Genomic DNA, 20,063 nt, shown 5'->3' on the forward strand with positions numbered 1-20,063 from the left:
AGCGACCAAGTCCTGTCCACTAGACTGGGTCCCGGCCCGCAAGCGGCGGAGCCGGCAGGATCCAGAGGTGATAAACGAGTGCCCAGCAGTACATCGCGGCGGACTGCCCTCAAGGCCGGCGCCGTCCTCATGGCGCTGGGCGTGACATCGTGCACAGGCGCACCGTCGCCCTCTCCCACGACCGGCCGGAACAACTCCACGCCCGCGGAACCGGAAGCCACCTTCAGCTTCGGTACCGCCGCCCAGCCACTGGGCCTCGACCCGGCATTGTCCAACGACGTCGAGTCCCAGCGCATCACGCGGCAAATCATGGAGGGCCTCGTCGGCGTGGACCAGACCACGGGAAAGCCCACGCCCCTGCTGGCCACCGAATGGAACGAATCCAACGAGGGCCGCAGCTACACCTTCAAGCTCCGGACCGGCGTCACCTTCCACGACGGCACCCCATTCAACGCCGACGCCGTCTGCACCAACTTCAACCGCTGGTTCGCCTTTCCCGCCGAACTGCGGAAGCAGGCACCGGGAAGCTCCTTCAAGGGTGTCTTCAAGGCCCACTCGGACGAAGCCGGCCTCTCCATCTTCAAGAGTTGCACCGCGGTGGCAGCGGACACGGTGAAGATCGACCTTACCCAGCGCTTCACCGCGTTCCTCCAGGCGTTGACGCTGCCCGCCTTTGCGATGGCCTCCCCCGCCGCCCTCGCGGCCGGCAAGGCCGACGTGCTTGACCAAAACCGCGGCGGCCAGGCGTTGTCCGTTTTTGCCACCAACCCGGTCGGCACTGGGCCTTTCTCGCTCGCCGCCTGGGGCAGCGACAACGTGACCCTGGCCAGCAACAAGACTTACTGGGGCGACCGCGGCCAGATCGCCACCATCAACTTCCTGGCCTACAACTACCCGCAAACCCGCCTCCAGGCCCTCCTGGACGGAAAAATCGACGGCTATGACGCCGTGACAGTGGGGAATTTCGACCAGCTGGTCAAGCGCGGCAAGCAGATCGTGCAGCGGGACCCCTTCTCCGTGATGTACGTGGGCATGAACCAGGATGTCCCGGTGCTGCAAAACCAGAAGATCCGGCAGGCGGTGGAGCTCGCGATCGATAAGGAAACCCTGATCCGGAAGTTCTTCATCGACAACACTGCCAAAGCCACGCAGTTCGTCCCGCCCAAGATCAGCGGATTCAACAACGACGCCCCGGAGCTGGGCCATGATCCGGAAAAGGCCAAGAGCTACCTCAAGGACGCCGGCTACGCGGGCGAGGAACTCAAGTTCTACTATCCCTTGAACGTCACCCGGCCCTACCTTCCGACCCCCGAGAAGGTTTACGCCGAGCTCAGCCGCCAGCTCACCGCCGTCGGCTTCAACATCCGGCCCGTCCCGGTCGACTGGTCGGATGGCTACCTTCAAAAGGTCCAGTCCCCCGGCGACCACGCCCTGCATATCCTCGGCTGGAACGGCTCGTACTCGGACGCCGACAACTTCGTCGGCCCTTTGTTCGGAGAGAAGAACGGCGAATTCGGGTACCAGGATCCGCAGGTGTTCTCGAAAATCAACAGGGCCCGCGGCCTGCCCGACGGCAAGGAGCGTGATGACTTGTATCACACCATCAACTCCCAGATCGCGGCGACGGTGCCGGCCGTCCCCATCGCCTTTCCCATCTCCGCCCTTGCCCTTTCGGACCGGGTCCTGAGCTACCCGGCGTCGCCGGTCTTAAATGAAGTTTTTACGAAGGTCCAACTAAAGCCTTGACGGGCCGGTCCAATTTCAGTATGACCGCTGCGCGGGGATATTCTGTGACAGCCAGAGCCGCTGCAATCGGAGACTGATCGTGACTTTCATTTCCAAGACCCCACATGCCGACGTTGTCCTGATAGGCGGCGGCATCATGAGCGCGACGCTGGGGGCATTCCTCAAGCAGCTGGAGCCGGACTGGACCATCTCCCTGTTCGAACGGCTGGACCAGCCGGGGCTCGAGAGTTCAGATCCCTGGAACAACGCGGGAACGGGCCACGCGGCCCTCTGCGAACTGAACTACTCCCCCGCAGCCAAAGACGGCTCGGTCAGCCCCAACAAGGCGCTGCTCATCAATGAACAGTTCCAGCTGTCCCGCCAGTTCTGGTCCCACTTGGTGGACAACAACCTGATCGGCTCCCCCAAGGGCTTCATCAACACTGTCCCGCACATGAGCTTCGTGATCGGCGAGGACCACACCCGGTTCCTGAAGACCCGGTACGAGGCCCTGAAGCCGCACACCCTGTTCCGGTCCATGGAGTACTCCGAGGACCACGCACAGATCGCCAAGTGGGCGCCGCTGATCGTCAAGGGCCGCGACCCCAAGCAGCGCGTCGCCGCCACCCGGGCTGCCGAGGGAACCGACGTCGACTTCGGGGCACTGACCCGTGAGCTCACCGGCTACCTGGGGAACAACGGCGTCGAAATCAACTACGGCCACGACGTCACCGGCATCTCCCGCGCGTCCGACGGCGGCTGGGACCTGACGCTGAAGCACCCGCGTTCCGGGGAGCACGGCAAGATCCACGCCAAGTTCGTCTTCGTCGGCGCCGGTGGTGGTGCCCTGCACCTCCTGCAGGCCTCCGGCATCCCCGAAAGCAAGGGTTACGGCGGCTTCCCCGTCTCCGGGCAGTTCTTCCGCTGCACGGACGAGACCATCGCCGCCCAGCACAGCGCCAAGGTATATGGCCAGGCCTCGGTTGGTGCCCCGCCCATGTCCGTGCCGCACCTGGATACCCGCTACGTCAACGGCAAGCGCTCGCTCCTGTTCGGACCATACGCCGGCTTCTCCACGAACTTCCTCAAGAACGGCTCCTACCTGGACCTGCCGCTGTCCATCCGCCCGGGCAACATCATCCCGATGCTCGCGGTGGCCAAGGACAACATGGACCTCACCGCCTACCTGGTCAAGGAAGTGGCAAAGCGGCACGACCAGAAGGTCGAAGCACTGCGCGAGTACTACCCCGAGGCGAAGGGCGGGGACTGGGAACTTATCACCGCCGGCCAGCGTGTGCAGATCATCAAGAAAGATCCGCAGAAGGGCGGCATCCTTCAGTTCGGAACCGAAGTGATCGCCGGCCGCGACGGCTCCATCGGCGCGCTCCTGGGCGCCTCGCCCGGAGCCTCCACCGCTGTCCCCATCATGATTGAACTGCTGCAGAAGACGTTCCCCCGGAATTTCAAGGGCTGGCAGTCCAAGCTCAAGGACATGATGCCCGGTTACGGGGTCAAGCTGGATGAAAATCCGGATCTGGCCGCGGAGCTGGAACGGGCCACGGCCAAGTCCCTCCAACTGGAGAGCGTTTCCGCCAGCCATTGACCCTGCCGGGGCCAGCGGCTGGCACCCAGGGCATGTACCAGTCACTAAACCCCCAGGAGGGCAGCCATGTTCCGGCTGGCGCACCTTTCCCTTGCCAACAGGGCCCTGATCGCGCTGATCACCGTCTTTGCCTCGGTTTTCGGCGTGATCACCATGTCCTCGCTGAAGCAGGAGCTCATCCCGTCTATTGAGTTCCCGCAGATCACCGTGCTCAGCTCCATGCCGGGCGCGTCGCCGGAAGTGGTGGACAAGCAGGTCAGCGGCCCGCTGGAAAAGGCGCTGAACGGCGTGGAGGGGCTGGAATCCACCTCCTCCACGTCACGGACCGGCGTCTCCCAGATCACGCTGGTGTTCACCTACGGATCGAATCTGGACCGGGCCCGGAACCAGATCGACCGCGCGATCTCCAACGCCAAACGGACCCTTCCCAGCGATGTCCAGCCGCAAGCCATCGCCGGGAGCATCAGCGACTTCCCCATCGTGTTCCTGGCGGTGTCCTCGGACAAGTCCCTGAGTGACCTGAACGCCGACCTGCAGCGCCTGACCGTGCCCCGGCTGCAGAAGATCGACGGCGTCCGCAGCGCCGACGTGACCGGCGGCGCGTCCCAGCACATCGAGATCCTGCCACGCACCGATGCCCTCGCCGCCGCGGGCGTGGGCGTGACCGCGATTAAGGACGCCCTTTCCAATAACGGGGCCCTGGTCCCGGCTGGAACCCTCGAGGACCAGGGAAAGACCCTCTCGCTGCAGATCGGCAGCCCGGTGGATTCCCTTGACGCCATCAAGGCCCTTCCGCTGGCCGGGGCGAAGAACGCAGCGACCGTCGGCTCGGTGGCCGACGTCTCGCTCAAGGACGACGAACGCACCTCCATCACCCGCACCAACGGGGCCGAGACCCTGGCCGTTTCCGTCACCAAGAAACCCGAAGGCGACACGGTGGGGATTTCCCACGCGGTGCGGGACTCCCTGCAGGATCTCCAGGCGGAGCTGGGCTCGAACGCAAACTTCACCCCCGTCTTCGACCAGGCACCGTTCATCGAAAAGTCCATCAAGGACCTCACCACGGAAGGGCTGCTGGGGCTGGGATTCGCGGTGGCGGTCATCCTGCTGTTCCTGATGTCGGCCCGCTCCACGCTGGTCACCGCCGTCTCCATCCCGCTGTCGCTGCTCATCACGTTCATCGGTCTTTCGGGCACCGGCTATTCGCTGAACATCCTGACCCTCGGCGCGCTCACCATCGCGATTGGCCGCGTGGTGGACGACTCCATCGTGGTCATCGAAAACATCAAGCGGCACCTGAGCTACGGCGAGGAGAAGTCGACGGCGATCCTCACCGCCATCAGGGAGGTGGCCGGGGCCATCACGGCCTCCACGCTGACGACGGTGGCCGTGTTCCTGCCGATTGCCTTCGTCGGCGATCTGGCCGGGGAACTGTTCCGGCCGTTTGCCCTGACCGTCACCATGGCGCTGCTGGCGTCGCTGCTGGTGTCCCTGACCATCGTTCCGGTGCTCGCCTACTGGTTCCTCAAAAACCCCAAGGGCGCCCCGGAAGGGGCACCGGCCGGTTCCGCCGAGTCCCGCCGGATTGCCGCGGACGCCAAAGCAAAGGCGCACGACGCCGAGCAGCGCAGCCGCCTGCAGCGCGGCTACCTGCCCATCCTCCGGTCCACCCAGAAACACCCGGTCATCACCCTGGTGGCCGCCGTCCTGGTACTCGGCGCCACGGGTGCCATGACGCCACTGCTGGCAACCAACCTGCTGGGGAACTCGGGACAGAACAGCCTCACCGTGCGCCAGGTGCTGCCTGCCGGAACCAGCCTCGCCGACACCAGCGCCGCAGCCATCCGCCTCGAGGAGGTCCTGCGCGGCATCGACGGCATCAGGGACGTCCAGGTGACGTCGGGCAATGCGCAGGCCGGGTTCGCCGCGCTTACCTCCACCGGGTCTTCAAACTCCACGTTCACTGTGGTCACTGACGAAAAGGCCAACCAGGAACGGCTCCAGGACACCGTCCGGACCGAGCTGGCCAAGGTGCCTGATTCCGGCAAGATCTCCGTGGGCACCCAGCAGGGCGGCTTCGGCACCTCGTCAACTGTGGACATCACGCTGAAGGCCGCCACCAGCGCCGACCTGCAGGCCGCCAGCGACACCATGGTTGCGGCCATGTCCGGCGTTCCCGGCACCAGCGAGGTGGCCAGCAACCTGGCGGCCAGCAACCCTGTGGTGCAGGTCAAGGTGGACAGGGCAAAGGCCGTGGCCGCAGGACTGAACGAGCAACAGGTGGCAGGGGTCCTGGCTTCCACCATCAGCCCGATTCCCGCCGGCACGGTCCGGATCGACACCAATGACTACCCGGTCCGCATCGGCCAAGGCACCAAATTCTCCAGCATCGACGCGGTCCGGAACATCCCGCTGCCGGCCGGCGGCAAGCCGGTAACGCTGGGGAGCATTGCCTCCGTGGAGCAGGTGGACGTCCCCGTCTCCATCACCGCCAGCAACGGTGAGCGCACCGCCAGGGTGTCCATCACGCCGTCGGGCTCCAACCTGGGGGCGGTGAACACCGAGGTCCAAAAGCGACTGGCGGACGTCCAGCTGCCTGCCGGCGTCACTGCGACGATCGGCGGAGCGACCACCCAGCAGGCGGAGTCATTCCGGCAGCTTGGCCTGGCCCTGCTGGCTGCCATTGCCATCGTTTACGTGATTATGGTGGCCACCTTCAAATCCCTCATCCAGCCCTTGATCCTGCTCGTTTCCGTGCCGTTCGCGGCCACCGGAGCCGTGGCGCTCCTGCTGCTGACAGGAGTTCCGCTGGGGTTGCCGTCCCTGATCGGCATGCTGATGTTGGTGGGCATCGTGGTCACCAACGCGATCGTGCTGATCGACCTCATCAACCAGTACCGCCAGCCGCGTGAGGGTAAACCGGGAATGAACGTGGCGGACGCGATTACGCACGGCGCCCGGCAGCGCCTGCGGCCCATCCTCATGACGGCGCTGGCCACGGTCTTTGCGTTGACCCCCATGGCCCTTGGCTTAACGGGCGGCGGTGGCTTCATCTCGCAGCCGCTGGCTGTGGTGGTGATCGGCGGCCTGGTGTCCTCCACGGCCCTGACCCTGATCCTGGTTCCCGTGCTGTACCGCCTGGTGGAGGGTCGCCGCGAGAAAAAGGCGCTGCTGAAGGACCTTCAGGCCCGCCCTGAACGCGGCCCCGGGTCCGACGTCGATGCAGAGTTCAAGGACTGGACCACCGGCCAGATTCCCAAACTCAGCGGCCGCCGCGCCGCCCCCGGCGGCGCCGAGTAGGACCTGCAGTGCTCCAGTGCCCGTACCGCCCCGGCAGTACGGGCACTGCCGCGTTCGGGGATGTCCGGCCTTGCGTGCGGCAGGAATATTCACCGCACCCGGGCGTTACAGCAGGCGATAGATGCAAATGCATCTAAATTGGTTTACACTTAAACCAAGCCAGCAAGTCCAGGAACGGAAGGGCACATCATGCAGATCGGTGTTTTCAGCGTCAGCGACATCACCACGGATCCCACCACGGGCCGCACCCCCACCGAGCACGAACGCATCAAGGCCTCGGTGGCCATCGCCAAGAAGGTCGAGGAGATCGGCATGGATGTCTACGCCCTGGGCGAGCACCACAACCGGCCCTTCTTCTCCTCCTCCCCCACCACAACGCTGGCCTACATCGCAGCGCAGACCAAACGCATCATCCTCTCGACGGCCACCACGCTGATCACCACGAACGATCCCGTGAAAATCGCCGAGGACTTCGCCATGCTCCAGCACCTGTCCGACGGACGCGTGGACCTTGTCCTGGGCCGGGGCAACACCGCGCCTGTCTACCCCTGGTTCGGCAAGAACATCCAGGACGGCGTTGAGCTGGCCATCGAAAACTACAGCCTCCTGCGCAAGCTCTGGGACGAGGACACCGTGAACTGGTCCGGCAAGTTCCGCACCCCGCTGCAGAACTTCACGTCCACGCCCCGGCCGCTGGACGGGGTGGCCCCGTTCGTGTGGCACGGCTCCATCCGGACGCCTCAGATCGCAGAGGTGGCCGCCTACTTCGGTGACGGTTTCTTCGCCAACAACATCTTCTGGCCCAAGGAGCACTACCAGCAGCTGATCGGCCTCTACCGCGAGCGGTACGAGCACTACGGCCACGGCACGGCGGACCAGGCGATCGTTGGCTTGGGCGGCCAGTTCTTCATGCGGAAGAACTCCCAGGACGCGGTGAAGGAATTCCGCCCGTACTTCGACAACGCTCCGGTGTACGGCCACGGCCCCTCACTCGAGGACTTCACCTCGCAGACTCCGTTGACCGTCGGCAGCCCGCAGGAAGTCATCGAGAAGACCCTGACCTTCCGCGAGTACTTCGGCGACTACCAGCGCCAGCTGTTCCTGATCGACCACGCCGGCTTGCCGCTGAAGACCGTCCTGGAGCAGCTGGACCTGTTCGGCGAGGAAGTCCTGCCCACGCTGCGCAAGGAGTACGCGGCGCGCAAGCCCGCACAGGTTCCCGAGCCGCCCACCCACGCCGGGCGGGTCGCCGCGCTGCTGGCCGCCCAAGACGCCGAAAAAGCCACCTCGGAGGCATGATGGCCGCGCAAGGATCCGATTCGCCGGTCCGGCTGGCGGCCGAAACCTGGGAGTCACTGTTCCGGGCGCAGGTTGCGGTGATGCGCAAGCTGCAGTCCGGGCCGGCGTTCCGCAAGCTGGCCGTCAACGAATACGACGTCCTCTTCACGCTGTCCCGCTGCCCTTCGGGCTGGTTGCGGCTCAACGAGCTGAACGACAACGTCCTGCTCAGCCAGTCCAGCCTCAGCAGGCTGGTGGACCGGCTCGAGAAGCGCGGCCTGGTTTCCAGGATGGCCGCTCCCCAAGACGGCCGGGGCGTGCTGCTGCAGCTGACGGACGAAGGCCGGGAGCTCCAGAAGGAAATCGGCCGCGAGCACGTCCGGGACATCTCCGCGCTGGTGGCTCCCGCGCTGACGGCGGCAGAGCAAAAGGAACTCATGCGGCTCACCGACAAGCTGCGCGCCTCGTTGGGCCCCCTGCCCCGGTAATCCCGGCGCCCGGCAGGCGCGCCCGGCGTCAGCCCAGCGCCACCAGCCGGGACGGGTCCTCAACCGGCAACCCGCCGTTGACCACGGCCGTGACGCGCAGCTGGGTCAGGGTCAGGCTGCCGCCCACGGTGGAAAGGAACGCCGTGTCCGACGAATCCCGGCCCGCGGTGATCCGGAGCATCGATTCCCGCGGGGCAAGCCCTGTGGGGTCAATGACATGCCAGGCACCGTCCACATAGGCTTCCGCCACCGCATGGAAATCCATCGGGCTGAGGCCGGGGGCGTAGACGGCCGCAAGGCGGGCGGGGATGTCCTTGGAACGGAGCAGGGCAATGGCCAGGTGCGCGAAGTCCCGGCACACGCCGCGGCGGCTCAGCAAGGTCTCCACTGCCCCGTCCGTGCCCCGGGAGGAACCGCTGATGTAACGCAGCTCGCCGTTGACCCAGTCCCGGACCGCATGCAGCAGGGCGGCCCCATGGATCCCGCCGAATTCGGCGTAGGCGGTGGGCAGCAGCCGGTCGGATTCCGCGTAGCGGCTGGGGCGGACATACCGGATCCGGTCCGCCAGCTCCGCCACTTCGGGAACGGCGCGTCCGGCCACTGTGGCGGTATATTCCACAGCGACCTCGGTGGGTTCGTCGAACTCCATGTAGTGGAACCGGCCACCGTGGTGGTCGGACACCTCCGTAAGCGGCACGTCCGCTCCGCCCGCCGTGACGGACAGGGATTCCTCAAAGGACGAATAGCCGCTGTTCCTCGCCGCGGCAATGGCCATGGCCACTTTGGTATGGGCGGTGGTCCTGAAGGCCAGGCGTGCGGAAACAGAGCGTTCCATGTCTCTCCGGGGGTGTTGGGGGCGGACGGAAAGTCGCGGTCCCCGGCACCGGGTGAGTGCGGGCAGCGGGACTAGTTTTTGACCTTCAGCGACATTAGCATCCGCTGTACGTTGGCGAAGTCGGAACTTCCGTTGACGTACTGGGCGGCCTGGGCAACGGTGTCGAACGGCATCGCCGGGGCCACTTTCTCGTCTGGCGCGAAGGCCTTCAACGTCACCACGTCGCCAAAGGAGTAGTCGCCTTTGCCGGCCGGTCCGCGCACCACGTTGCGCAGCTCGCACGCCTGCCCGTCGGTTCCGCCCACCAGGTTGGTGATGCCGTAGGAGCCGAAGTAGCGGTAGCCCTGAATCACCCGGTAGACCATCCGCGGCGGGATGGTTCCCTCCCCGCCCTGGGCGGCCAGGTCGAAGGGCACGCTGCTGATCACCGTGTAGGGGTGCCTGGCATTGTCCGGGCAGCCGGCGGCAGACGAGGGCAGTCCCGTCCGCAATGCTGCGACGAACGTCCCGTCGGGCTTCTTGACCTCGATCTTCAGGCCCCCGGGGAGTACGCCTTGCTCCGGCGTCACCGACTGGGCGATCCAGTCCTGCGGCAGGTCGAAGCTCACGGTCTTCGCCGGGTCCGAGAAGGTCTTCCACGAGGATGCCGTTGCGGCGCCCTGGGGTTCGGAGGGCGTCGCGGACGCAGAAGCGGAGGCGCTGCCTGACGCACCCGGCGATGCCGCTGCCGCTCCCGATCCGCTGGTTCCGGAAGCGTCCGGCTGCGCCGTCCAGCCCGGTCCGCTGCCGGCCTGGGGTCCCGAGCACCCTGCCAGCAGGAGCGCGGCGGCGACCAGGGACATCCGGGCGAGAACGGTCAATGTTGCCTTGCCTGTCATGGCAGCCAGCCTAACCGTGCCGTGCCCCCTTCCGTGGGTGGCCCGGGCGGCGTTTCGGGGCCGGCGCCCCCGGTCCGCCACCCGGGCACCCGGCCGGCGTGTCGCCGTCGGACGCTACCTGCCATGGCCGGGGACTAGGCTGGAGGCTATGGCGGAAGAGCAGCACGGCGCAGCCGAAGAGAATCCTGCGGAAATGTCCGCCCTTGACATCGCCGACTGGCGGCTGAGGACCTTTGCCCTCTATGACAACGTCCGCAAGATCTCCGCGGAGGACCCCGCCGAGGCGCACTCGTACTGGCGCCATCAACGCGACCTCATGTTCGCTACCCACCCTGCGTCCGCCCTCACGGCAGCGGACAAGGCACGTTTCTCGGGGCTGAAGACGGCGGACTACGATCCGATCTACCGGTTCCACGTCCCGCTGACCAAGGAAGGCGCCGGCCGGCAGATGAACGTGGACACCGGGACCGACGGCGTGGTCCACTTCGTGCGCCTGGGCACGTTCGACCTGCCCGAAATGGGCCAGCTTGGAGTCTGGAAGATCCACGGGTACGGCGGCGGCATCTTCGTCCCGTTCCGGGATGCGACTGCCGGCCAGCCCGGTGGAACCTACGGGGCCGGCCGCTACCTGCTGGACACCATCAAGGGCGCCTTCCATGGTGTCCAGGGCACCGGCCCCAACGCTATGTTCGTGGTGGACTTCAACTTCGCCTACAACCCCTCCTGCGCCTACAACGAGGCCTGGGCCTGCCCGCTGCCCGGGCCGTCGAACCGGCTGGCAGTGGACATTCCCGTGGGCGAACTGTACTGACCATGGCCTGCTCCCCAACGCGCATGCTGCATGCCGTGTCCCCGCTGGACCGCCCGCTGTCCCCGGAACCCGGCGCTATCAGCGCCCCCGGTGGAACCGCGTGAGGGACGGTACGTCCGCCCCCGCCGTCCAAGAGACGCCACCCCGCCGTCTTCCCGCCACCAGGCACTACCGCGGAGTCCTGCGCTTTCCGGTCATCCGGCAACTGCTCCGGTTCACCGGCGTCGGCATCATCTGCACCGCCGCCTCACTTGGGCTGTACGCCCTGCTGCGTCCGTGGCTGGGGGCGCAGCTGGCCAACGCGGTGGCCCTGGTCCTTACCTCACTGTTGAACACGGCCTTGAACCGGCGGCTGACGTTTAAGATTGCCGGTGGACAACGGCGGACCCGCGACCACCTCAACGGGCTGGTGGTGATCGCTGTGGCACTGGTGATCACCGGCAGCAGCCTGGGCGTGCTGCACTGGATCAACCCGGACGCCACCGTGGGGGACGAGCTGGTGGCAACCACCCTGTCCGGCTTCCTGGCCACCGCCGTGCGGTTCAGCATGCTGCGGCACTGGATCTTCCGCCGCGCGCGGCACCGCTGACCCGGTGCACGGATCCGCTAGCGGCCTTGGCCCGCGCCAAGGTTTTTGACACTCGCGACGGCGGCCCTGACGGCTGCGGCGGCGTGGTCCAGTTCCTCCCGGGTTACCGCTGCGTCGAAACTGAAGCGGACGGCGGTCTGGGCAAGCTCTGCGGAGAGTCCCAGGGCAGTGAGGACCGGCGAGGGAGCATCGGAGCCGGCAGCGCAGGCCGAACCGCTGGAGCACACCACTCCGCGGCGTTCCAGCTCCAGGAGGACCGATTCGCCGCTGGTGCCCGGGAAGCAGAACGATGCCACCGACGGCAGCCGTTCGGTGGGATGGCCGGTGAGGACGGCGTCCGGCACGCCTTCCAGCACCGCTGCGATAAACCGGTCGCGCAGGGCGGCCACCCTGTCACGTTGCTCCTCCTGCCCCGCATGGGCCAGGGTGAGCGCGGCGGCCAGGCCCACCGCACCGGCCACGTTTTCTGTGCCTGAGCGGCGTCCGCGCTCCTGGCCCCCGCCGTGGACCACCGGTTCGAGCCTGGTGCGGCTGCGGACGTAGAGCATCCCGCACCCCTTGGGAGCGCCCAGTTTGTGCCCCGAGATGCTCATCGCGTCCACTCCCAGCGCCCTGGTGTCCAGCGGCAGCCAGCCGGCCGCCTGGACGGCATCGGTGTGGAACGGGATGCCATGGCTGCGGGCCAGTTCCGCCAGGGCGGCGATGGGCTGCACGGTACCCACCTCGTTGTTGGCGTACATGACGCTGACCAGTGCTGTTCGCGGTCCGAGCAGCGCGGCGAGGGCATCAGGGCTGACCAGGCCGGACTCGTCGACCGGCACCACGTCCACAGCGAACCCGTGGAACCGCTCAAGGTACCGGGCGGATTCCTCCACCGCAGGGTGCTCGACGGCGCTGATCACCACCCGGTCCAGTCGCGGGTTTGCGGCCTGCCGGGCCAGCGCGATTCCTTTGACGGCAAGGTTGTCCGCTTCCGTCCCGCCGGAGGTGAAGACCACTTCCCCCGGACGGCAGCCCAGGACGGCGGCCACGGCGGACCGTGCCCCGGCCAGTGCCGCCGCCGCTGCCTCGCCGAGCGTGTGGTGGCTGGAGGGGTTCCCGAACCCGCCGGTGAGGTAGGGCCACATGGCGTCCAGCACCTCGCGGCGGACGGGCGTGGTGGCGGCGGCATCAAGGAAAATCACGGGTCACCCGGCAGTCAGTTCGACGTCCAGGCCCAGGTCCAGGGCGGCCACGGTGTGCGTGAGCGCCCCCACCGAGATGACGTCCACACCGGTGCCGGCGATCGCCCCGACGGTCTCGAGGTTGACGTTGCCGCTGGCTTCCACCAGGGCGCGTCCGGCAACCAGGGCCACTCCGGCCTGCAGTTCCGGCACCGTGAAGTTGTCCAGCATGATGGTGTCCACCCCTGCCGCGAGGACGGGCTCGATCTGGTCCATCCGGTCGACTTCCACTTCGAAGTGGGTGGTGTGTCCCAGCTGTGCCTTGGCTGCCAGCAGGAGCCCGGTGAGTTTGGCAGGGTCTCCGCCGGTCATCACGGCCAGGTGGTTGTCCTTGGCCAGGACGGCGTCCGACAGGCTGTACCGGTGGTTGGAGCCGCCACCGCACCGGACGGCGAAGCGTTCCAGGACGCGAAGGCCGGGGGTGGTTTTGCGGGTGTCGGTGATGCGGGCGCGGGTGCCCTCGGTGAGCCGGACGAACGCGGCAGCCTTGGTGGCGATCGCGGACATCCGCTGGACCAGGTTGAGCGCCACGCGTTCCGCCAGCAGCACCGAACGCGCGGTTCCACTGACCCGGGCCAGGTGCGTGCCGGCGTCGAATGCCTGGCCATCCGCCACGAGAAGTTCCACCCGGGTGGCAGGGTCCACGAGTTCCATTGCGTCCCGGAAGACGGTGGCCCCGCTGAGGATGCCGGGTACACGGGCGTTGAGGACGGCTGTGGCCCGCGCTCCGGCGGGGATGAGGAGTTGGGAGGTGATGTCGCCGGAGGGTGCGTCCTCGGCGAAGGCCCGCTCCAGGATCTCCCGCACGGGGGCGGCCGGAAGGGTCAGGTCGAGGGGACGCACGGCAGCGGTGTGGTCGATTACGGCGGGTTCAGTCATGGAGCAGGCTCGCTTTCGGGCGCGGAGGGCAGGTGTTCTCGGGTTCGGCGGCTTCATCGCTGCGGTAGTGGGCGCCCAGCGATTCGGTGCGGTCCAGCGCGGCAGCCACCAGCAGCCGTGCGGCCAGCAGAAGGTTCCGGTCCTCGTGCCCCGCAGGGTCAGGAGAGGATGAGCCAGCAGGACGGACGACCGCGGCCCAGGACTCAAGCGTGGCGGCCGCCTCCCGCAACAGATGCCCGGAGCGCAGCACGCCGGCATGGGAAGTCATCAGGCGCCGGAGAGCGTCCCGCGAAAAGGGTTCCCCCACCTCCCTATCCCCGCCGAAGCTGGACGGCCAAATTCCGCCTGGCCCACCTGAGCGATCCGCCGCGCCTTCTAAAGCAGCAGGGACGGTGACACGCGGACCCGCGTTTCGCGGCAGGGCTGCGGAAGCGTGCGTCAAGCGGAGGCCGCCCGCGGCCGTGGGCCCACACGATCCGGGTTCCCTGGCCGAGCTTGCGAGGTTAGGGAGATCGTGGGGAGCACGCGGAGCATCGCAGCCGCGGGGCGCGTCCCAGCCCAGGGCACCGGAGAGGAAGTCTTCAACAGCGCGGCGGCCGAAGACGAGTCCCTCAAGAAGCGAGTTGGACGCCAGCCGGTTTGCACCTTGGACGCCGGTGCATGCAACTTCGCCGGCGGCGTAGAGGCCGGGGACGCTGGTGCGGGCGGCGAGGTCGGTGGCCACCCCGCCCATCCAGTAGTGGGCGGCAGGGGCGACGGGAACCAGTTCACGGGTCCAGTCGATGCCGGCTTCGAGGGTTTTCCTGGTGAGGGTGGGGAACCGCCGGCTGAGGAAGCCCCCACCCCTGGCCTGTTCGATGCCGCGGGCGTCAAGGTAGACGTGGCCGTTGGGGTCGCCGAGTTTGGCCAGGTGCAAGGCGATGCTGCGTGAGACGACGTCGCGGGGCGCGAGTTCGGCGTCCGGGTGGTAGGCCTGCATGAAGCGCCTGCCGCCGGCGTCCAGCAGGGTGGCCCCTTCGCCGCGGACCGCCTCGGAGATCAGCAGCGGACCGTCCAGCCGGCCGGGGTGGGCGGTGGCGGAACTGACCAGGCAGGTGGGGTGGAACTGGAAGAATTCGAGGTCCTTCACGGCTGCGCCGGCGCGGACGGCGAGCGCCAGCCCGTCCGCGGTGGCGACGGCCGGGTTGGTGGTTTGGGCGAACAGCTGGCCTGCTCCGCCGCTGGCCAGGAGGACGGCGTCGGCCGCCAGGACGGACGGCCGGCCCGCCTGGAGGTATTCGACTCCGCTGACGCTGCCGTTTGTGGTGACCAGGGCGGTTGCCTGGGCTTGGGAAAGGATGCGGAGCGTGCCGCGGTCGCGCCGGTCCCGGACCGCCTGGATGAGCGCAGCGGCCACCCGCGCCCCCGTGGCGTCCCCGCCGGCGTGCAGGATGCGCGGGGCACTGTGTGCGGCTTCGAGCCCAAGCGCCGGGCCGTCGTCGTGCGCGGCGTCGAAGCGGACCCCGTACCGCTGGAGCCCGGCGATGTCCTCGCGCGCCTCGGTGCACATCAGCCGGACGGCGGCCTCGTTGCAGTGCCCTGCCCCGGCGCGGAGGGTGTCGGCGATGTGCGCGGCGACGGTGTCCCCGGGCGACGGTTCGTCGAGCACTGCCGAGATGCCGCCCTGCGCGTACCAGGTGTTGCTGTCTTCCAGGGCGCCTTTGGTCAGCAGCACCACGTCCGCACCGGCGTCCGCGGCGAGCAGGGCAGCGTAGAGGCCGGCGATGCCGCTGCCCACGACGGCGAGGCGACCCGCCGGCCTACCGGGCTGGCGGGTCATTAGGGCCTCGCAGCGAGCATGCGCTCGAGTGCCGTCCTGGCGTTGGCCTGCACATCCTTGTCCACCGTGATGCGGTTGACAATGCGGCCGGCGACCAGTTCCTCCAGGACCCAGGCCAGGTAGCCGGGGTGGATGCGGTACATGGTGGAGCAGGGGCAGATCACCGGGTCCAGGCAGAAGATGGTGTGCTGCGGGTACTCGGCGGCAAGCCGGTTCACCATGTTGATTTCGGTGCCGATGGCGAACGTGGTGGGCTCGGCGGCGGCCGCAATGGCTTTCTTGATGAAGTCGGTGGAGCCGGCTGAATCGGCGGCGTCCACCACCTCCATGGGGCATTCGGGGTGCACGATGACCTGCACGCCCGGGAAGTCGGCCCGGGCTTTCTCGATCTGCGCCACATTGAACCGCTTGTGCACGGAGCAGAAGCCGTGCCAGAGGATCACCCGGGAATCGAGCAGTGCCTGTTCGTCGTTGCCGCCGAGGTCCTTGCGCGGGTTCCACATGGGCATCTGGTCCAGGGGAACGCCCAGCGCCTTGGCGGTGTTGCGGCCCAGGTGCTGGTCGGGGAAGAACAGCACCCGCTGCCCGCGCTGGAACGCCCACTCCAGGACGGTCCTGGCGTTCGAGGAGGTGCAGACGATGCCGCCGTGTTCGCCGCAGAACGCTTTCAGGGCTGCGGAGGAATTCATGTAGGTGACGGGGATGACCGGGACCCGGCCTTCGGCGTCGGGCTCGGTGCCGAAGATTTCTGCCAGCTGCTCCCAGCATTCCTCGACGGAGTCTTCGTCCGCCATGTCCGCCATGGAGCAGCCGGCCGCGAGGTTGGGCAGGATGACGGCTTGTTCCGGGGTGGACAGGATGTCCGCCGTCTCGGCCATGAAGTGGACCCCGCAGAAGATGATCGCTTCCGCTTCCGGCCGGGTCAGGGCTGCGTTGGCGAGCTGGAACGAGTCACCCACGAAGTCGGCGTACTGGACCACCTCGTCGCGCTGGTAGAAGTGGCCCAGGATGACGGCACGCTCACCCAGGGTGGCCTTGGCCGCCCTGATCCGTTCACCCAGTTCGGCATCGCCGGCCAGCTTGTATTCCTCCGGCAGCTGGCCCTGGCGTGGCGTGGAGGCGGGAGCGGGATCGGCGCTCGATGCGCCCGGACCGTAGGCCGGAGTACCTGCGAGCGCCTCGGCGAGGTCGTAGTCCCAGGGGCCTTTCGCCAGTGCCGGGCTGCAGGTGCTGCGCTCCGCGGCGGCGCCCTTTTCGGCTTGTTCGCGCGTGATCAGCTGGATTGCCGTATTGACGCTACTCATGGTGTGCTCCTGTTGTCTGGGTCAAGGCCTGGCCGGCCGGTGTAGCGGTAGAGGCGTGGCGGGCGGTGCTTGCCGCCCTGGAGGTATTCCCCGGTTTCTTCGATTTCCGGGGTGGACTTGAGTTGGCGGCGGAAGTTGGCGGGATCCAGCTGGCGGTCCAGGACGGCTTCGTAGACTTCGCGGACCTGGGCGAGGGTGAAGTACTCCCCCAGCAGGTGGTAGGCGATGGAACCGTAGGCGAGCTTGTTGCGCAGGCGCCAGAGGGCATAGTCGACGATCGCGTTGTGGTCGAAGGCCAGGTCCCCCAGACGGTCGGCCCGGAACCACCTGACATTCTCGGATTCGTCCGCGAGCGCCGCTTCCGTGGGCTGGACCAGGGCCCAGTAGACAATCGACACCACACGCTGGGTGGGTGAGCGGTGCAGGCCGCCGAACGCATACAGCTGCTCGAGGTAGCTGGGGCTCAGTCCCGTGGTTTCCCGGAGGTTCCTGGAAGCGGCGTCCTGCAGCGACTCGTCGTGGCTCAGTGGGCCGCCCGGCAACGCCCAGAGGCCTTTGAAAGGTTCCCTGATCCGTCGGACCAGCGGCAACCACAACGTGGGGCGGCCAGAGGTGGCACTGGGGCGCAGGGCGAAGATCACCGTCGAGATGGCGAGCGACGGCGGCGCGGCCTGCCGCTCGGACACATTGGCTGAGCTGGAGTACACCGTCGCACCGCCTTTCAATGCCCCGCCCCCGGGGTCTCCATCCAGTTATAGTCACTTTGACCAAAACTAATTTTACGGCCCGCCGGACGGAAAGGGAAATGTTTCCGCGGCAGCAGCTGAAGCGCCGACGCGTCCCCGGGAAGCCGCGGCCGGACGCCGGGACGGGGTGCGCGTTTTTGGCAGGCTGCCGGAAGCGGTAAATTCAAGTGGTCCCAAAAGGACCTCCGGCCCCTGGGGCCGGACCCCCGAACCAACCCCAAGAAGGTTTACTGCCCCATGACGATGAAGTCCGCCCCGACCACATCCACCACAGCGCCACGCAAGGCTCCGGCAGGCCACAGCATGAAGCCGCGCCAGCTCACCATGATGGGGCTCGGCAGCGCCATCGGTGCCGGGTTGTTCCTGGGATCGGGCGCCGGGGTGCAGGCGGCAGGCCCGGCGGTCCTCATCTCCTACCTGGTGGCGGGAACGCTCATCATCCTGGTGATGTGGGCCCTGGGTGAGATGGCAGCCGCCAACCCGAACAGCGGAGCGTTCTCGGTCTACGCCGCACGTGCCCTGGGCCGCACGGCGGGAGCCACGATCGGGTGGCTTTGGTGGCTTCAACTGGTGGTGGTGATCGCGGCCGAGGCCCTGGGCGCGGCCGGCCTGCTGTTCTCCGTCTGGCAAGTGGTTCCGGTCTGGGCGCTGGCACTGCTGTTCATGGTGGTGTTCACCGGAATCAACCTGGCCGGCGTCCGGAACTTCGGCGAATTCGAGTTCTGGTTCGCCATCCTCAAGGTCGCCGTCATCGTTCTGTTCCTGGCCGTCGGCGCCGCCTTGCTCCTGGGCCTGCTGCCCGGCGTCGAGTCCCCCCGCGCGACAAACCTGACCTCCAACTTTGCGCCGCAGGGACTGGGCGGGGTGGCTTCTGCCCTCTTCGTGGTGATCTTCGCGTTCGGCGGCACCGAAATCGTCTCCGTCGCCGCGGCCGAGACCGAGGATCCCCAGCGCAGCGTCGGCAAAGCCATCCGGACCGTGGTGTGGCGGATCCTGGTGTTCTACATCGGTTCGGTCTTCGTCATCGCCGCGGTCCTTCCGGCCACGTCCGCAGGCCTTGCCTCGCCTTTCGCAGGAGTGCTCGATGCCGCCCGGATCCCAGGCGCCTCCACCGCCCTTACCCTGGTGGCCGTCGTCGCCCTCCTCTCGGCGCTGAACGCGAACCTCTACGGCGCATCACGCATGGCGTACTCACTGGCGCAACGCGGCGAGGCGCCGCGCATCCTCGCCCGCCTCAACGGCGCCGGCGTTCCCATCCTTGCCGTCGCGGTCTCGGTGGCCTTCGGCTTCATCGCCACCGTGCTGGAGCTGTTGTTCCCGGACCGGGTCCTGCCCGCGCTGTTCCAGCTGGTGGGCTCAACCTGCCTGGTGGTGTGGGGCAGCGCGCTGGTGTCCCAGCTGATCCTGCGGCGCCGCGCCGACCGGGACGGGGTTCCACTGCCGCTGCGGATGCAGGGATTCCCCGGCTTGACCATTCTTGGACTGGTCCTGCTGGGCCTGATCTTCGCCGTCGGCTTCAGCGCCGAGGCCAGCCGGGCCCAGCTCCTGGGCACCTTGGGCCTGGTCGCCGGCATCGCGCTGGCCTGCGGTTTCGGCGCCCGGCTCACCAGCCGGAACCGGCCTGCCAACAGGTAGAGTGAAACTACCTTTCCAAGGAAGACGCACCGACGCGCCGGGTCCGCCTGGGCGCCGTACCTGATGAGGAACTGACACCATGAGCGGCAGGCACACCGGACAGCAGCAGGCGCACACCGTCGAGGGCACCGACCCGCAACTCTTTGTGGCGGTGCACGAGCCCGCCGAGGACGCCGGGCTCCGGCCGGTGCTCCTGCTGCACGGGTTCTCCTCCTCGTCCAAACTCAACTGGGAGGACACTGGCTGGGTGGCCGCCCTGCTTGAGGCGGGGCGGCGGGTCATCACCGTGGACCTTCCCGGCCATGGCCGCAGCGGTGCCCCGGAGGACCGGGACTCCTACTCCCCCAGCAGGATCAGGGCGGACCTGCTTCAGGCGGCGTTCGACGCCGGTGCGCGCCCGCTGCACGACGGCGATCCTTCCAGCGGCTTGGACGTGGTGGGATATTCCTTGGGTTCCCGGCTCGCCTGGGAGTTCGCAGCAACCCAGCCGGAACTCGTCCACAGGCTGGTGCTGGGCGGACCGAACAATACCGACCCGCTGGCAGCCTTCGATCTGCGGGCCGCCCAGGACTACCTGGCGGACGGCACCCCGATCGCCGACGAATCAACGGCCCAGCTGCTGAAGATGGCGCTGCTGCTGCCAAGCAACAACATCTTCGCCCTGCTGTCGCTGGTGGAAGCCATCAAGGCGGAGCCCTACGACCCCGCCGAGGCGGTACCCCACGTTCCCATGCTCCTGGTTGCCGGGGACAAGGACGACCGCGCCGGCACGCTGCCCCACCTCGCCGAACTGGCGCGCAGCGCCGGGTCCATGCCCGAGCAACTGCTCCTCCCTGGCCGGAACCACACCAACGCCATCACCAGCAGGGCCTTCAAGCAGGCCGCCATTTCCTTCCTGGGTGTCTAGCGACCGGCGGCACGCGGCCGCCCCTCGTGCTTTCGTTCACGCC

At 67.6% G+C, this 20,063-nt stretch carries 16 protein-coding genes; 9 read left to right on the top strand and 7 right to left on the bottom strand.

The features are described from left to right. The first annotated feature begins 78 nt into the window (after positions 1 to 78). The 5 genes from ACFVVC_RS05470 to ACFVVC_RS05490 all read left to right on the top strand — a co-directional run bounded on the left by ACFVVC_RS05470 (position 79) and on the right by ACFVVC_RS05490 (position 8,394). Entirely contained in the window at positions 79 to 1,746 is a 1,668-nt protein-coding gene (locus ACFVVC_RS05470; protein ID WP_387449998.1) for an ABC transporter substrate-binding protein, read from the top strand. Between the two features lie 79 nt (positions 1,747 to 1,825). Then, the gene (locus tag ACFVVC_RS05475; protein ID WP_387450000.1) at positions 1,826 to 3,328 is read left to right on the top strand and encodes a malate:quinone oxidoreductase; all 1,503 of its coding nucleotides are present in this window, start codon (positions 1,826 to 1,828) and stop codon (positions 3,326 to 3,328) included. A gap of 66 nt (positions 3,329 to 3,394) precedes the next feature. Further along, the gene (locus ACFVVC_RS05480; RefSeq protein WP_387450002.1) at positions 3,395 to 6,628 is read left to right on the top strand and encodes an efflux RND transporter permease subunit; all 3,234 of its coding nucleotides are present in this window, start codon (positions 3,395 to 3,397) and stop codon (positions 6,626 to 6,628) included. Between the two features lie 189 nt (positions 6,629 to 6,817). Next, on the top strand, positions 6,818 to 7,927 hold the full coding sequence (locus ACFVVC_RS05485; protein WP_387450004.1) for an LLM class flavin-dependent oxidoreductase: 1,110 nt from the start codon (positions 6,818 to 6,820) through the stop codon (positions 7,925 to 7,927). After that, entirely contained in the window at positions 7,927 to 8,394 is a 468-nt protein-coding gene (locus ACFVVC_RS05490; protein WP_387450418.1) for a MarR family winged helix-turn-helix transcriptional regulator, read from the top strand. The genes ACFVVC_RS05485 and ACFVVC_RS05490 overlap by 1 nt, the downstream gene beginning before the upstream one ends. Before the next feature lie 28 nt (positions 8,395 to 8,422). Here the strand turns inward: ACFVVC_RS05490 and ACFVVC_RS05495 are convergent, their stop codons facing one another. Both ACFVVC_RS05495 and ACFVVC_RS05500 read right to left on the bottom strand, forming a co-directional pair. Continuing rightward, entirely contained in the window at positions 8,423 to 9,229 is an 807-nt protein-coding gene (locus tag ACFVVC_RS05495; protein WP_387450006.1) for a transglutaminase family protein, read from the bottom strand. Between the two features lie 71 nt (positions 9,230 to 9,300). Then, the gene (locus tag ACFVVC_RS05500) at positions 9,301 to 10,107 is read right to left on the bottom strand and encodes a hypothetical protein (RefSeq protein ID WP_387450008.1); all 807 of its coding nucleotides are present in this window, start codon (positions 10,105 to 10,107) and stop codon (positions 9,301 to 9,303) included. Positions 10,108 to 10,255: 148 nt separating this feature from the next. Between ACFVVC_RS05500 and ACFVVC_RS05505 the strand changes: the two genes are divergently transcribed. Together ACFVVC_RS05505 and ACFVVC_RS05510 are read left to right on the top strand one after the other, a co-directional pair. After that, complete coding sequence (locus ACFVVC_RS05505; RefSeq protein WP_387450010.1) at positions 10,256 to 10,918, top strand: DUF1684 domain-containing protein; 663 nt, start codon at positions 10,256 to 10,258, stop codon at positions 10,916 to 10,918. Positions 10,919 to 11,018: 100 nt separating this feature from the next. Then, entirely contained in the window at positions 11,019 to 11,507 is a 489-nt protein-coding gene (locus ACFVVC_RS05510; RefSeq protein ID WP_387450012.1) for a GtrA family protein, read from the top strand. A 17-nt stretch (positions 11,508 to 11,524) separates the two neighbouring features. Here the strand turns inward: ACFVVC_RS05510 and ACFVVC_RS05515 are convergent, their stop codons facing one another. From ACFVVC_RS05515 to ACFVVC_RS05535, 5 genes are read right to left on the bottom strand one after another with little or no spacing between them, the layout of a single operon-like run. Beyond that, positions 11,525 to 12,691: a cysteine desulfurase family protein gene (locus ACFVVC_RS05515; RefSeq protein ID WP_387450014.1), complete on the bottom strand. Its 1,167-nt coding sequence runs from the start codon at positions 12,689 to 12,691 to the stop codon at positions 11,525 to 11,527. A gap of 3 nt (positions 12,692 to 12,694) precedes the next feature. Next, positions 12,695 to 13,609: a carboxylating nicotinate-nucleotide diphosphorylase gene (gene nadC / locus ACFVVC_RS05520; protein WP_387450016.1), complete on the bottom strand. Its 915-nt coding sequence runs from the start codon at positions 13,607 to 13,609 to the stop codon at positions 12,695 to 12,697. After that, positions 13,602 to 15,428: an L-aspartate oxidase gene (gene nadB / locus ACFVVC_RS05525; protein ID WP_387450018.1), complete on the bottom strand. Its 1,827-nt coding sequence runs from the start codon at positions 15,426 to 15,428 to the stop codon at positions 13,602 to 13,604. The genes nadC and nadB overlap by 8 nt, the downstream gene beginning before the upstream one ends. Then, on the bottom strand, positions 15,428 to 16,732 hold the full coding sequence (gene nadA, locus ACFVVC_RS05530) for a quinolinate synthase NadA (RefSeq protein ID WP_387450020.1): 1,305 nt from the start codon (positions 16,730 to 16,732) through the stop codon (positions 15,428 to 15,430). Before nadA ends, nadB begins: the two co-directional genes overlap by 1 nt. Further along, positions 16,729 to 17,439 (bottom strand): NUDIX domain-containing protein, encoded by a 711-nt coding sequence (locus ACFVVC_RS05535; RefSeq protein WP_285247595.1) that lies wholly within the window; start codon positions 17,437 to 17,439, stop codon positions 16,729 to 16,731. Before ACFVVC_RS05535 ends, nadA begins: the two co-directional genes overlap by 4 nt. A 276-nt stretch (positions 17,440 to 17,715) precedes the next feature. On the opposite strand from ACFVVC_RS05535, the gene ACFVVC_RS05540 reads away from it, so the two are divergent. Both ACFVVC_RS05540 and ACFVVC_RS05545 read left to right on the top strand, forming a co-directional pair. Continuing rightward, on the top strand, positions 17,716 to 19,113 hold the full coding sequence (locus ACFVVC_RS05540) for an amino acid permease (protein WP_387450023.1): 1,398 nt from the start codon (positions 17,716 to 17,718) through the stop codon (positions 19,111 to 19,113). A 79-nt stretch (positions 19,114 to 19,192) separates the two neighbouring features. After that, a complete protein-coding gene (locus tag ACFVVC_RS05545; RefSeq protein WP_387450025.1) occupies positions 19,193 to 20,020 on the top strand; it encodes an alpha/beta fold hydrolase in 828 nt (275 codons plus the stop codon). Positions 20,021 to 20,063 lie beyond the last annotated feature (43 nt).

Source organism: Pseudarthrobacter sp. NPDC058196 (assembly GCF_042882685.1).
Lineage (GTDB): Bacteria > Actinomycetota > Actinomycetes > Actinomycetales > Micrococcaceae > Arthrobacter.

Excerpts from the sequence above, each read along its gene's own strand:
- ACFVVC_RS05480 (WP_387450002.1), top strand. The coding sequence starts at position 3,395 with ATGTTCCGGCTGGCGCACCTTTCCCTTGCCAACAGGGCCCTGATCGCG.
- ACFVVC_RS05485 (WP_387450004.1), top strand. The coding sequence starts at position 6,818 with ATGCAGATCGGTGTTTTCAGCGTCAGCGACATCACCACGGATCCCACC.
- ACFVVC_RS05490 (WP_387450418.1), top strand. The coding sequence starts at position 7,927 with ATGGCCGCGCAAGGATCCGATTCGCCGGTCCGGCTGGCGGCCGAAACC.
- ACFVVC_RS05495 (WP_387450006.1), bottom strand. The coding sequence starts at position 9,229 with ATGGAACGCTCTGTTTCCGCACGCCTGGCCTTCAGGACCACCGCCCAT.
- ACFVVC_RS05500 (WP_387450008.1), bottom strand. The coding sequence starts at position 10,107 with ATGACAGGCAAGGCAACATTGACCGTTCTCGCCCGGATGTCCCTGGTC.
- ACFVVC_RS05505 (WP_387450010.1), top strand. The coding sequence starts at position 10,256 with ATGGCGGAAGAGCAGCACGGCGCAGCCGAAGAGAATCCTGCGGAAATG.
- nadC (WP_387450016.1), bottom strand. The coding sequence starts at position 13,609 with ATGACTGAACCCGCCGTAATCGACCACACCGCTGCCGTGCGTCCCCTC.
- nadB (WP_387450018.1), bottom strand. The coding sequence starts at position 15,428 with ATGACCCGCCAGCCCGGTAGGCCGGCGGGTCGCCTCGCCGTCGTGGGC.
- nadA (WP_387450020.1), bottom strand. The coding sequence starts at position 16,732 with ATGAGTAGCGTCAATACGGCAATCCAGCTGATCACGCGCGAACAAGCC.
- ACFVVC_RS05540 (WP_387450023.1), top strand. The coding sequence starts at position 17,716 with ATGACGATGAAGTCCGCCCCGACCACATCCACCACAGCGCCACGCAAG.
- ACFVVC_RS05545 (WP_387450025.1), top strand. The coding sequence starts at position 19,193 with ATGAGCGGCAGGCACACCGGACAGCAGCAGGCGCACACCGTCGAGGGC.